The sequence below is a fragment of the Pantoea sp. CFCC18179 genome (genome assembly GCF_059412405.1).
Genome location: NZ_JBNBPM010000004.1, coordinates 294,960 through 308,015, shown reverse-complemented (window position 1 = coordinate 308,015; position 13,056 = coordinate 294,960). Strand labels below are relative to the sequence as shown.

At 52.5% G+C, this 13,056-nt stretch carries 11 protein-coding genes and 2 tRNA genes; all 13 read right to left on the bottom strand.

The window, feature by feature from the left end; genetic code table 11:
- Window positions 1-31: 31 nt before the first annotated feature.
- The 13 genes from ACPUC7_RS10940 to secG all read right to left on the bottom strand — a co-directional run bounded on the left by ACPUC7_RS10940 (window position 32) and on the right by secG (window position 12,880).
- Entirely contained in the window at window positions 32-1,927 is a 1,896-nt protein-coding gene (locus ACPUC7_RS10940; RefSeq protein ID WP_343552879.1) for a DEAD/DEAH family ATP-dependent RNA helicase, read from the bottom strand.
- 16 nt (window positions 1,928-1,943) lie between these two features.
- Window positions 1,944-2,000, bottom strand: a complete 57-nt coding sequence (gene yrbN, locus ACPUC7_RS10935) for a protein YrbN (protein WP_100229640.1) — start codon at window positions 1,998-2,000, stop codon at window positions 1,944-1,946.
- A gap of 104 nt (window positions 2,001-2,104) precedes the next feature.
- Window positions 2,105-2,989 carry a lipoprotein NlpI gene (gene nlpI / locus ACPUC7_RS10930; protein WP_008104288.1) on the bottom strand — a complete coding sequence of 295 codons (885 nt, stop codon included), beginning with the start codon at window positions 2,987-2,989 and terminating at the stop codon, window positions 2,105-2,107.
- A 129-nt stretch (window positions 2,990-3,118) separates the two neighbouring features.
- Window positions 3,119-5,257: a polyribonucleotide nucleotidyltransferase gene (gene pnp / locus ACPUC7_RS10925; RefSeq protein WP_494922937.1), complete on the bottom strand. Its 2,139-nt coding sequence runs from the start codon at window positions 5,255-5,257 to the stop codon at window positions 3,119-3,121.
- Between the two features lie 309 nt (window positions 5,258-5,566).
- Window positions 5,567-5,836, bottom strand: coding sequence for a 30S ribosomal protein S15 (gene rpsO / locus ACPUC7_RS10920; RefSeq protein WP_036620269.1), 270 nt, complete (start codon window positions 5,834-5,836; stop codon window positions 5,567-5,569).
- Between the two features lie 133 nt (window positions 5,837-5,969).
- Complete coding sequence (truB, locus tag ACPUC7_RS10915; RefSeq protein ID WP_494922936.1) at window positions 5,970-6,914, bottom strand: tRNA pseudouridine(55) synthase TruB; 945 nt, start codon at window positions 6,912-6,914, stop codon at window positions 5,970-5,972.
- The gene (rbfA, locus tag ACPUC7_RS10910; protein WP_007886693.1) at window positions 6,914-7,321 is read right to left on the bottom strand and encodes a 30S ribosome-binding factor RbfA; all 408 of its coding nucleotides are present in this window, start codon (window positions 7,319-7,321) and stop codon (window positions 6,914-6,916) included. Before rbfA ends, truB begins: the two co-directional genes overlap by 1 nt.
- A gap of 65 nt (window positions 7,322-7,386) precedes the next feature.
- Window positions 7,387-10,077 carry a translation initiation factor IF-2 gene (gene infB / locus ACPUC7_RS10905; protein WP_494922935.1) on the bottom strand — a complete coding sequence of 897 codons (2,691 nt, stop codon included), beginning with the start codon at window positions 10,075-10,077 and terminating at the stop codon, window positions 7,387-7,389.
- Between the two features lie 17 nt (window positions 10,078-10,094).
- Complete coding sequence (nusA, locus tag ACPUC7_RS10900; protein WP_494922934.1) at window positions 10,095-11,582, bottom strand: transcription termination factor NusA; 1,488 nt, start codon at window positions 11,580-11,582, stop codon at window positions 10,095-10,097.
- Between the two features lie 24 nt (window positions 11,583-11,606).
- Complete coding sequence (gene rimP, locus ACPUC7_RS10895) at window positions 11,607-12,059, bottom strand: ribosome maturation factor RimP (RefSeq protein WP_137386838.1); 453 nt, start codon at window positions 12,057-12,059, stop codon at window positions 11,607-11,609.
- Between the two features lie 213 nt (window positions 12,060-12,272).
- A tRNA-Met gene (locus ACPUC7_RS10890) sits at window positions 12,273-12,349 on the bottom strand.
- Between the two features lie 59 nt (window positions 12,350-12,408).
- Window positions 12,409-12,495: transfer RNA gene (locus ACPUC7_RS10885), tRNA-Leu, on the bottom strand.
- A gap of 49 nt (window positions 12,496-12,544) precedes the next feature.
- A complete protein-coding gene (gene secG / locus ACPUC7_RS10880; protein ID WP_007886689.1) occupies window positions 12,545-12,880 on the bottom strand; it encodes a preprotein translocase subunit SecG in 336 nt (111 codons plus the stop codon).
- Window positions 12,881-13,056: the final 176 nt, after the last annotated feature.

Below are 13,056 nucleotides of genomic sequence, written 5' to 3'. Positions count from 1 at the left end.
GTCCCTTTTTATTTTTTTAAGCGTTTATCGCTTATGCATCACGACGACGTGGTGCAGCTGCGCCTTCCGGGCGTGGACCACGACCGCCTTCACGGCTGAAGCGTCCGCCTTCACGGCCACCTTCACGACGCTCAGAGAAACGACGTGGAGCGCCTTCGCCACCACGCGGTGCGCCATTGCCACGACGTTCGCCGCCAGCAGATGGACGACGTTCGCTACGCTCGTGCACCGGTGCATCACCCATCAACTGCATATTCATCGGCTTGTTCAGAATACGGGTACGAGTGAAGTGCTGCAGCACTTCGCCCGGCATGCCTTTCGGCAGCTCGATAGTTGAGTGAGTACCAAACAGCTTGATGTTGCCGATGTAACGGCTGCTGATGTCGCCTTCGTTAGCGATCGCGCCAACGATATGACGAACTTCAACACCATCATCACGGCCCACTTCAATGCGATACAGCTGCATTTCGCCAACGTCACGACGTTCACGACGTGGACGATCGCCATCGCGGCTGTCACGGCTTTCGCGTGGACCACGAGAATCGCGTGAATCACGACGATCACCACGGTCTGGACGATCGCTGAACTCACGACGCGCTGGACGCGGAGCTTCTGGTGGCAGAATCAGTGGACGTTCGCCCTGAGCCATTTTCAGCAATGCTGCGGCCAAGGTTTCGATGTCCAGATCTTCACCCGGCTGCATTTTGCTCAGCAGCGCGCGATATTGATCCAGATCGCTGCTTTCCAGCTGCTGCTGTACTTTAGCAGCGAACTTAGCCAGACGACGCTCACCCAGCAGTTCTGCGTTTGGCAGCTCAACTTCTGGAATAGTCAGCTTCATGGTGCGTTCGATGTTACGCAGCAGACGACGCTCGCGGTTCTCAACGAACAGCAATGCGCGACCTGCACGGCCTGCACGACCGGTACGGCCGATACGGTGAACGTAAGATTCAGCATCCATTGGGATGTCGAAGTTCACTACCAGGCTGATACGCTCAACGTCCAGACCACGTGCAGCAACGTCGGTGGCGATCAGGATGTCGAGACGACCATCTTTCAAACGCTCCAGCGTCTGCTCACGCAGAGCCTGGTTCATGTCACCGTTCAGTGCAGCGCTGTTATAACCGCTGCGCTCCAGCGCTTCGGCCACTTCCAGCGTGGCATTTTTGGTGCGCACGAAGATGATGGCTGCATCGAAATCTTCCGCTTCCAGGAAGCGAACCAGCGCGTCAGTTTTACGGCCGTAAGCGGTCCAGTAAGACTGAGAAATGTCTGGGCGCGTAGTCAGGCTTGACTGGATGCGCACTTCCTGCGGATCTTTCATGAAACGCTTGGTAATACGACGAATCGCTTCTGGCATGGTTGCTGAGAACAGCGCGGTCTGATGACCGTCTGGAATCTGCGCCATGATGGTTTCAACGTCTTCGATGAAGCCCATACGCAGCATTTCATCAGCTTCGTCCAGCACCAGACCGCGCAGGTTAGACAGATCTAACGTGCCACGTTTCAGGTGATCCAGCAGACGACCAGGCGTACCCACAACAACTTGTGGTCCCTGACGCAATGCGCGCAGCTGTACGTCATAACGTTGGCCACCGTACAGGGCTACAACGTTAATGCCACGCATGTGTTTAGAGAATTCAGTGACGGCTTCAGCAACCTGTACCGCCAATTCGCGGGTCGGTGCCAGCACCAAAATTTGCGGTGCTTTAACAGTAGGATCAATGTTGTTCAGCAGCGGCAAGGAGAATGCCGCGGTTTTACCACTACCGGTCTGCGCCATACCCAACACATCACGGCCAGCCAGCAGGTGAGGAATACACTCAGCCTGGATTGGAGAAGGCTTAACGTAGCCCATACCGTTCAGTGATTCGAGGATGTCGGCGTTCAGGCCAAGGTCAGCAAAAGTGGTTTGAATATCAGTCATGTAGTACACGTGCCTCTTAGATTGCGGCGGCCAGTCTACATAACTCGTCGTGAAAATTTTCAGTCATTTTCATCAAAAAGTGTGAACCGGCTCAAATTAGAAGTTTTGACGAACAGAAAAGCCCTCATCTCTGAAGATGATGACTTTACAGGTATTCAGGCAATAAAAGTTCGTCAGCTATTGCTGGTCAGATTCTGATAAATCGTCTTGTGTCTGGCCGAGTTGCGCCAGTTCCAACAATGCGTATCGGTGTTCAACAAAGTTGTTTACGTTGTTGGCCACCGCCAGTTTGAACAACGCTTTCGCGTCGTCCTTCTCCCCCAGACTTAGGTAGTACTTACCTAAATAGAAGTTGGTTTCACTGAGATGTTCAGCGAGCGAGGTGTTATCCGTTGCGTCCGCCTTGAGACGTTCCATCAGCGTTTTTTCACTGATGTCGCCAAGGTAGAACTCGACAATATTCCATCCCCATTGATCGCGAACCGCTTTGTCATGACGCTGTCTCAGCGTAACTTTTGCCTTGTCGGCATCCATATCGCTTTCAACGAGATAGAGCCAAAGGCTGCGGAATGGATCGTTAGGATCGTCTTGATAAAACGCCAGCAGATCATCTTGCGCTAACTTGTATCGACCGCCGTAATAGAGGGCGATACCACGGTTTAAATGCGCATAGTTGTAAGTTGGATCAAGCTCAAGTACAGAATCAAACGCTTCATAGGCAGCATCAAAATTGCCTGCCTGCGTTAAATATATGCCGAGGTAATTAAATACTTCAGGCATATCTGGTCTTATAGACAGCGCTTGCGAAAAATCGTTCCGCGCTAGTGCCCTCAGACCCAAACTATCATACAACACTCCGCGCTCATATAATAGCTGTGCGCGTTCATCATCGGTAAGGGCACGACTGGCAAGAATTTGTTCCATGCGCGCCAGGATCACCTCTTGCTGCAGTGTGGGCTGCAAAGGTACTGCCAGAACTTCGTTCTTACGCCAATTGGAGTTGCTGCATCCTGCCAGCGTGATAGCTGTCGCAACAAAACACCAGCGCAAAAAAGGCTTCATTTCCCACTCCCGAATACAAACATTGGGACAACCATCCTGTCATCCTCCTGCTGTGCACAAGGATTCCCGCCCTCGCGATGATCTAAACACCTCTCCCCGCAAAGCAGAGAGAGGCCAATCGGTAAACGCTTACTCGGCGTCAGGTGCATTCGTCGCAGCGGTAGCAACTTCTTCCGCTGGTTTCTGCTCTGTCGCTTCTTTGATGCTCAGGCGTACGCGGCCTTGACGGTCCACTTCCATCACTTTAACTGGAACTTCCTGACCCATCTGCAGGTAATCAGTCACTTTCTCAACACGCTTGTCTGCGATCTGAGAAATATGTACCAAACCTTCTTTACCGCCGCCGATTGCCACGAAGGCACCGAAATCAACGATACGCGTTACTTTACCAGAGTAGATACGGCCAACTTCGATCTCAGCTGTGATCTCTTCGATGCGACGAATCGCTTCTTTGGCTTTCAGGCCATCCGTTGCAGCGATCTTCACGGTGCCATCATCTTCGATTTCGATGGTGGTGCCGGTTTCTTCAGTCAGCGCACGGATCACTGAACCGCCTTTACCGATAACATCTTTGATCTTGTCTGAATTGATCTTGATGGTGTAAATGCGCGGTGCGAACTCAGAGATTTCCTGACGCGGTGTGCTGATTGCCTGCTCCATCACGCCAAGGATGTGCAGACGCGCACCTTTAGCCTGGTTCAGTGCAACTTGCATAATTTCGCGGGTGATGCCTTCAATTTTGATATCCATCTGCAATGCAGTGATACCGTCGCGGCTACCCGCAACTTTGAAGTCCATATCACCAAGGTGATCTTCGTCGCCAAGGATGTCAGACAGAACCACGAAGTTATCGGCTTCTTTAACCAAGCCCATCGCGATGCCGGCTACGGCCGCTTTGATTGGTACGCCAGCGTCCATCAGTGCCAGTGAAGCACCGCACACGGAAGCCATTGACGAAGAGCCGTTTGATTCGGTGATTTCGGATACCACACGCACGGTGTATGGGAAATCAGCTGGCTTAGGCATTACTGCCAACACGCCACGCTTCGCCAGGCGACCATGACCAATTTCGCGACGCTTCGGTGAGCCAACCATACCGGTTTCGCCCACGCAGTACGGAGGGAAGTTGTAGTGGAACAGGAAGCTGTCAGTACGCTCGCCCATCAACTCATCCAGGTTCTGCGCATCACGTGCAGTACCCAAGGTTGCGGTAACCAGCGCCTGCGTTTCACCACGGGTAAACAGTGAAGAACCGTGGGTACGTGGCAGTACGCCAGTGCGCACATCCAGACCACGGATCATATCTTTTTCACGGCCATCGATACGCGGCTCGCCACGGATAATGCGGCTACGAACAACACTCTTCTCGAGATCGTGAACGATGTCAGCGATTTCGCCTGCGTCCAGCGTTTCGTCTTCAGCTTGCAGCGCGGCAATGGTCGCATCTTTTACTGCGCCAACCTGCGTGTAACGCTCTTGCTTATCAGTGATGCGATACGCATCGCTGATGCCCGCTTCTGCCAATGCAGTAACACGCGAAATCAATGCATCGTTAGTTGGCAGTGGCTGCCAATCCCAACGTGGTTTGCCTGCTTCAGCAACCAGCGCATTGATGTTTTCGATAACCACTTGCTGCTGATCGTGACCAAATACCACCGCACCCAGCATCTGCTCTTCGGTCAGAATTTCGGCTTCAGATTCCACCATCAGTACGGCGTTCTGTGTACCTGCAACCACCAGATCCAGACGAGAAGTTTTGATTTCGTCTGCGGTTGGGTTCAGCACGTACTGATCGTTGATGTAACCCACACGAGCTGCGCCGATTGGGCCGTTGAATGGCAGACCAGACAGCGCCAGTGCAGCAGAAGCACCAATCATTGCCACGATATCTGGGTTAACTTGTGGGTTAACAGAGACAACGGTCGCGATAACCTGAACTTCGTTAATGAAGCCTTCTGGGAACAGCGGACGCACTGGACGGTCAATCAGACGTGAAATCAGCGTTTCACCTTCGCTTGGACGGCCTTCACGACGGAAGAAGCTACCCGGGATACGACCAGCAGCGTAAGTACGCTCCTGATAGTTAACCGTCAGCGGGAAGAAATCCTGACCTGGTTTAGTTTTTTTCTGACCAACAACGGTAACGAATACAGCAGTGTCATCCATGCTCGCCATAACTGCAGCGGTGGCCTGGCGCGCCATCATGCCGGTTTCCAGCGTGACGGTATGCTGACCATATTGGAATTTGCGTACGATCGGGTTCAGCAAAATTTGAGTCCTTAAATTCAGGGGCGCTGCCCATTCTGGCGCGCCGGGGATTACCGATCTTCAGTTGCATCCTCGCGACTAATGACAACCTTAACCGCCCATGCGGTAAAGCCTCTCATTAGCCGCGCGAACCTCTGCAAGCAAAGATCACTCTCTGCAACAATACATGAGTTTGGTCCGGATTGCTGCGGATTGCTCGAAAAAAGGGGCCATAAAGGCCCCCTTTTCGCGAAACTCGCACAAATCTGATCGTCAGATGCGTTTTTTTGCATACTGCATGCGCTACATCCTTGATCAGATTCTTCAGACTTAGCGACGCAGACCCAGGCTTTCGATCAGACCGGTGTAACGTGCAACATCTTTACGCTTCAGGTAGTCCAGCAGCTTACGACGCTGAGATACCATGCGCAGCAGACCGCGACGGCTGTGGTGATCTTTTTTATGCTCAGAGAAGTGACCCTGCAGGTGATTGATCTGAGCAGTCAGCAGAGCAACCTGAACTTCAGTTGAACCGCTGTCATTGGTACCACGACCGTATTTAGCAACGATCTCTGCTTTAGCTTCTACGCTTAGAGACATAATAAACTCCAGTAAAAAATGAATGTATGGGTGCCGATCTCTAATTCAGCAGCCCGCTTTTAAAGCCGCGCCATTCTACTCTTCGCCCGATAGCAACGCAAATGCGCCGTTACGTCAGATTTGAGTCCTTTGATTACGCGGGAAATTCTACCACCAGACGACGCGGCGCCACGCGCCCATCGTCCGCGATTTCGGCCATACCGATAAATTTGCGCTCGTCACCTTCGGTCACGCGCACCAATCCTTGTTCAGGCGCATCTGCTACCTGAACCGGCATACCTTGTTTGAAATACACCGCCACTGCAGGCAATAAATTCACAACCGGGAACTCTTCCGCTGGGCTATCCATCGGCAACAACAACGCATCAAGCGCGCTGTAATCCGACGTTTCCGCTGCATTCACCGTGGCTGCGATTTCTTGCAACTGCTCCAACGTCACCATGCGTTCAATCGGATACCGCGCTACTTGCAAACGACGCAGCATGATCACATGTGCCCCGCAGCCAAGTCGCTCACCGAGATCGTCAATGATGGTGCGGATATAAGTACCTTTGGAAACATGAATTTCCAATTCTAATTCATCGCCTTCCCAGCGAATAAATTGCAGCTCAAACACCTTAATCGGACGCGCTTCACGCGGCACGGTAATGCCTTCGCGTGCGTATTCGTACAGCTTACGTCCTTGATACTTCAGCGCAGAGAACATGGTCGGCACCTGCATGGTGTCGCCACGGAAGTACTCCAGCGCCGCATCCAGTGCAGCTTGATCAAAAGTAATCGCGCGGGTTTCAACGATATTGCCATCGGCATCTGACGTATCGGTTCGCTCGCCGAGGCGGGCAATCACGCGATAACGTTTGTCAGAATCGAGCAAATATTGTGAAAATTTGGTGGCTTCACCGAGGCAAACCGGCAGCATGCCGGTCGCCAGCGGATCGAGTGCGCCGGTGTGGCCCGCTTTGTTGGCATTGAACAGACGTTTTACTTTCTGCAGCACATCGTTGGAGGATGCACCTTGATGCTTATCGAGCAGAAACACACCGTGGACGTCGCGACCGCGACGACGAGGACGACTCATTAGTCCTCCTTGTCATCTTCCGCCGGGCTATCGCCACGACGCTCAACATCGCTCTTGATGACGTTGCTGACGAGGTTCGACATGCGCATGCCTTCGATCAACGAATTGTCGTAGAAGAAGGTCAGTTCCGGCACGATACGCAGACGCATCGCTTTTCCAACCAGCGTACGAATATAGCCAGAAGCTTCTTTCAACGCCTTCAGACCGTTTTGCACCGCTTCTTCGTCTTTATCATTCAAAAAGGTCACGAACACTTTGGCATAGGCCAGATCACGGGACACTTCAACGCCCGAAACCGTCACCATCATGCCGAGACGTGGATCTTTAATTTCACGCTGCAGGATAATTGCGATCTCTTTCTGCAACTCCTGAGAAACGCGCTGTGGGCGGCCAAATTCTTTTGCCATTATTCTTTCTCCCAAATAATTCGGGAGGCCAGTGGCCTCCCAAATTGCAACACATCAAATGATAATCAATCGATGGTGCGTTTAATTTCAATCACTTCGAAGACTTCAATCATATCGCCAACGCGAACGTCGTTGTAGTTCTTCACGCCGATACCACATTCCATGCCGTTACGAACTTCGTTGACGTCATCTTTGAAGCGACGCAGAGATTCCAGCTCGCCTTCATAGATAACCACGTTGTCACGCAGTACGCGGATTGGGTTGTGACGTTTGATGTTACCTTCGGTGACCATACAGCCCGCGATAGCGCCAAACTTCGGTGATTTAAACACGTCACGTACCGCAGCCAGACCGATAATCTGCTGTTTGAACTCCGGTGCCAACATGCCGCTCATTGCCGCTTTCACTTCGTCGATCAGATTATAGATGACGGAGTAGTAACGCAGGTCAACGTTTTCAGCGTCAATCACGCGACGAGCAGATGCATCAGCACGCACGTTGAAGCCAAGGATGATTGCGTTTGAAGCGGCTGCCAGCGTGGCGTCGGTTTCGGTGATACCACCTACACCAGAACCGATGATGCGTACTTTCACTTCGTCGGTAGAGAGTTTCAGCAAGGAATCGGAGATCGCTTCCACAGAACCCTGTACGTCAGATTTCAATACGATGTTCAGCTCAGACACTTCGCCTTCAGTCATGTTGGCGAACATGTTCTCCAACTTAGACTTCTGCTGACGCGCCAGCTTAACTTCACGGAATTTGCCCTGACGATACAGTGCAACTTCACGCGCTTTCTTCTCATCACGAACTACGGTCGCTTCATCACCCGCTGCTGGCACACCAGACAGACCGAGGATTTCCACTGGAATCGATGGACCCGCTTCCAGTACTTCACGACCCATTTCGTCACGCATCGCACGAACACGGCCATATTCGAAGCCGCACAGCACGATGTCGCCTTTGTTCAGCGTACCTTCACGCACCAGCACGGTTGCAACCGGACCACGACCTTTGTCGAGGAACGATTCGATGACCACGCCGCTCGCCATACCTTCACGGATAGCGGAGAGTTCCAGAACTTCTGCTTGCAGCAGAATCGCATTCAGCAGGTCGTCGATACCAGTACCGGCTTTCGCAGAGACGTTAACGAACATGTTCTCACCGCCCCACTCTTCCGGAAGAATTCCGTATTGGGTCAGTTCGTTCTTAACGCGATCTGGATCAGCGTCTGGCTTATCACATTTGTTCACTGCAACGACCACTGGCACGCCCGCAGCTTTCGCATGCTGGATCGCTTCGATGGTCTGCGGCATCACGCCGTCATCAGCAGCAACAACGAGGATAACGATATCCGTTGCTTGCGCACCACGAGCACGCATTGCGGTAAACGCGGCGTGGCCCGGGGTATCCAGGAAGGTGATCATCCCGTTTTCAGTTTCAACGTGATAAGCACCGATGTGCTGGGTAATACCGCCGGCTTCACCAGATGCCACTTTCGTTGAACGAATGTAGTCAAGCAGTGAGGTTTTACCGTGGTCAACGTGACCCATGATGGTAACGACTGGAGCACGTGACTCCTGCGCTGCATCAGTATCACGATCGTCCATTACCGCTTCTTCCAGCTCATTCTCGCGACGCAGGATCACTTTGTGACCCATTTCTTCCGCGACCATCTGAGCGGTTTCCTGGTCGATGACCTGGTTAATGGTCGCCATCGCGCCCATTTTCATCATGGCTTTAACAACCAGAGAACCTTTAATCGCCATTTTGTTGGCCAGTTCAGCCACGGTAATGGTTTCACCGATGACAACATCGCGGTTCACCGCTTGTGCTGGCTTGTTGAAGCCCTGCTGCAAGGTGCTTGGTTTGCGATGCTTACCGCCTTTACCACCACGAACCTGCGCACGCGCTTCTTCACGGTCAGTTTTGGCTTCAGAATGCTTGTTGCCTTTCTTCACCGGGCGAGCAGCTTTAGTGGTGCGTGCACGTGCACGGCCAGCTTCAACTTGACGATCGTTTTCGTCTTCAGCCTGACGGGCGTGAGTCGAGGTGGTGACGTGATAGTCGCCTTTATCCTCTTCTTCCGGTTTTTCCCATTCAGCGGCTTTTTCTTCAGCCAGGCGGCGCGCTTCTTCTGCCACACGGCGAGCGTCTTCTTCCAGCTTACGGCGTGCTTCTTCTTCTGCTTTACGTTTCAGTTCAGCAGCTTCGGCTTCACGACGGGCTTTATCAGACTGCGCAGCCTTGGCTACTGTGTCGGTAGGTTGATTAGTCACTTTCTCTTTTTCCGCTGCTTCACGTTTAGCCTTGTCAGCGGCTTCGCGCTTGGCTTTGTCTTCGGCTTCACGTTGCGCTTTCTGTTCAGCTTCGCGACGGGCTTGTTCTTCCGCCTCGCGACGCGCCTGCTCTTCCGCTTCACGCTGCGCCTCGGCTTCTGCTTCCGCCTGAGCTTGCTCAGACTCTGCATCACCTTTCACGTATGTGCGTTTTTTGCGGACTTCGATTTGTACCGACTTACTTTTACCCCCGGTGACGGGAATATTCAAGGTGCTGCGCGTCTTGCGCTGCAAAGTCAGCTTGCTTGAACCGGTCTGACCGTGCTCACGATTCAGGTGAGACAGTAAGGTTTCTTTCTCTTGCTGGGACACCGCATCGTTCTCAGACTTGCGGATCCCTGCATCAGCAAATTGCTGTACCAGGCGATCGACCGGGGTCTGAATTTCGGCGGCCAGCGATTTTACGGTTACATCTGTCATGCTGTTCCTTCCTGTTATTACGCGTCATCGCCGAACCAGCAGATATTACGTGCAGCCATAATCAGCGCACCGGCTTTCTCGTCATCCAGCCCTTCAATATCCGTCAGATCGTCAACACCTTGCTCAGCGAGATCTTCCAGCGTGCAAACGCCTTTCGACGCCAGGCGATACGCCAGCGCACGATCCAAGCCCTCAAGATTCAGAAGATCCTCAGCGGGCTCCTGATTACCAAGGCTCTCTTCTTTCGCTAATGCCAGGGTGGTTAACGCATTTTTTGCTCGTTCACGCAGGGCTTCAATGGTCTCTTCATCGAGGCCGTCGATTTCCAGCAGCTCGTTGATTGGCACATAAGCCAATTCTTCCAGCGAAGAGAAGCCCTCTTCCACCAGAATGGTGGCGAACTCTTCGTCGATGTCGAGATGTTTGGTGAACATATCGATCGCTGCGTGGGCTTCAGCTTGATGCTTAGCTTGCAGATCATCGACGGTCATCACGTTCAGTTCCCAACCGCTCAGTTGGGAAGCCAGACGCACGTTTTGGCCGTTACGGCCGATCGCCTGAGCCAGATTGCCGGCTTCAACAGCGATATCCATGGTGTGATTGTCTTCATCCACCACAATTGACGCCACATCAGCTGGCGCCATGGCGTTGATCACGAACTGCGCTGGGTTGTCGTCCCACAACACAATGTCGATACGCTCGCCACCCAGCTCGCTCGAAACCGCCTGTACACGCGCACCGCGCATACCGACGCAAGCGCCTACTGGATCAATACGTTTATCGTTGGTTTTCACCGCGATTTTGGCGCGTGAACCCGGATCGCGTGCTGCCGCTTTGATCTCGAGAACTTCTTCGCCAATTTCTGGTACCTCAATGCGGAACAACTCAATCAGCATTTCCGGCTTAGAACGGGTGACGAACAGCTGCGCGCCACGCGCTTCAGGGCGGACGGCGTACAGCACGCCGCGGATGCGGTCGCCTGGACGGAAGTTTTCACGCGGCAGCATGTCTTCGCGCATGATCACGGCTTCAGCATTGCTGCCGAGGTCGAGTGAAATGTTGTCGCGGTTTACTTTCTTCACCACGCCGGTGATGATTTCGCCTTCGTGCTGACGGAACTGATCAACCACCATTGCGCGCTCAGCTTCGCGCACTTTCTGCACGATAACCTGCTTAGCAGTTTGGGTGGTGATACGGTCAAAGGTGACAGATTCAATCTGATCTTCGACATATTCGCCCAGATTGAACGCTTCGTCTTCGTAACGGGCTGCATCCAGCGTGATCTCGCGAGTCGGCTGCGTGACTTCTTCCACAATCTGCCAGCGACGGAAGGTGTCGAAATCGCCGCTGCGACGGTCAATGCTGACACGCACTTCGATCTCTTGCTCATACTTCTTTTTGGTCGCAGTGGCCAAAGCGCTTTCCAGCGCTTCGAAGATTTTCTCACGCGGCAGGGCTTTTTCGTTAGAAACGGCTTCTACTACAGCTAAGATCTCTTTGTTCATCCTGGTTAGCCTCAATCCGGACTTTTAAAAGTGGGGGACCAGGTTCGCTTTCTGAATGTTGCTCAGCGCGAACACTTCATCGTTACCCTCAACGGTCACCGTAATCATCTCGCCCTCAACAGACTTGATAATGCCCTGCCATTTACGGCGGTTTTGTACGGCCATGCGTAGTACCAGGCTCACCTCGTCACCGACAAAACGTGCATAGTGTTCAGCAGTGAAAAGAGGACGTTCGAGACCCGGCGAGGAAACTTCAAGGTTGTAAGCCACGGTAATAGGATCTTCCACATCCATTACTGCGCTGACCTGGTGGCTAACATCGGCGCAATCATCAACATTGATACCCTCTTCACTATCAATATAGATGCGCAAGGTTGATGTGCGACCACGAATAAACTCGATACCGACTAATTCGTAGCCAAGCGCTTCTACTGGAGCAGAGATCAACTCTGTCAATTTTTGCTCTAATGTGGACAAGCCCACCCCCAAGACATAAAAAAAGGGCCTATAGCCCAGTGTTTCGATTTCCTGATAACAAAAAACCCCGAATATTCGGGGCTTTTTGTGACTGGACCCTGTACGCCGCATAGCGGCTTCGGAGCACAAATCCAAAAGAATTTTTTTCAAAACTCACTGAGAGTGCGTCCGTCGATGCATACAGTATATTTGAAAAAGAACTCTAAGGGAAAGTGGTTGCGGGGGCCGGATTTGAACCGACGACCTTCGGGTTATGAGCCCGACGAGCTACCAGGCTGCTCCACCCCGCGTCCGAAAACGTGGCGAATAATACGCCGACCTTGCAAAAAATGCAAGTTAAACTGAGATTTGGTACCGAGGACGGGACTTGAACCCGTAAGCCCTTTCGAGCACTACCACCTCAAGGTAGCGTGTCTACCAATTTCACCACCTCGGTACTGCACTAGACTGCGACGTTGTGTTGTCGCACTACAGCGTTGACGATCTTACTGCGGGATATCGTTGCCCGGGGTTGCCGGTTTAGCTGGCTGAGTCTGCTGTTCAGACTGCGCCGGCGCAGTGAGGTTATCCCACTCACTACCTTTGGCTGTTTTATTACTGTTCAGGTTACCCAGAACCAAGCTGATGATGAAGAACAGCGTAGCCAGTACTGCGGTCATGCGAGTCATAAAGTTGCCAGACCCATTTGAACCGAACAGCGTACCAGAAGCGCCCGCACCGAATGAGGCTCCCATATCAGCGCCTTTGCCTTGTTGCAGCATGATCAAACCCACGAGGCCAATCGCTACAATAAGGAAAACAACTAACAGAGCTTCGTACATAATCAACCTGTTTCCTTGCGCGTTATCTGCACAGTTAAAGCTTCAACCAATATCGATGGGGAGTTTCGTCATCACCCATCAGAAGCGGGTGTGAATACTAACCAATGGCACATACCTCTGCAAGTGCAATTTTCACCAACGCTTTCGATTGCGGAAAAAAGCACCATCACGGTGAT

Excerpts from the sequence above, each read along its gene's own strand:
- rbfA (WP_007886693.1), bottom strand. The coding sequence starts at position 7,321 with ATGGCAAAAGAATTTGGCCGCCCACAGCGCGTTTCTCAGGAGTTGCAG.
- ACPUC7_RS10940 (WP_343552879.1), bottom strand. The coding sequence starts at position 1,927 with ATGACTGATATTCAAACCACTTTTGCTGACCTTGGCCTGAACGCCGAC.
- secG (WP_007886689.1), bottom strand. The coding sequence starts at position 12,880 with ATGTACGAAGCTCTGTTAGTTGTTTTCCTTATTGTAGCGATTGGCCTC.
- truB (WP_494922936.1), bottom strand. The coding sequence starts at position 6,914 with ATGAGTCGTCCTCGTCGTCGCGGTCGCGACGTCCACGGTGTGTTTCTG.
- nusA (WP_494922934.1), bottom strand. The coding sequence starts at position 11,582 with ATGAACAAAGAGATCTTAGCTGTAGTAGAAGCCGTTTCTAACGAAAAA.
- rpsO (WP_036620269.1), bottom strand. The coding sequence starts at position 5,836 with ATGTCTCTAAGCGTAGAAGCTAAAGCAGAGATCGTTGCTAAATACGGT.
- infB (WP_494922935.1), bottom strand. The coding sequence starts at position 10,077 with ATGACAGATGTAACCGTAAAATCGCTGGCCGCCGAAATTCAGACCCCG.
- nlpI (WP_008104288.1), bottom strand. The coding sequence starts at position 2,989 with ATGAAGCCTTTTTTGCGCTGGTGTTTTGTTGCGACAGCTATCACGCTG.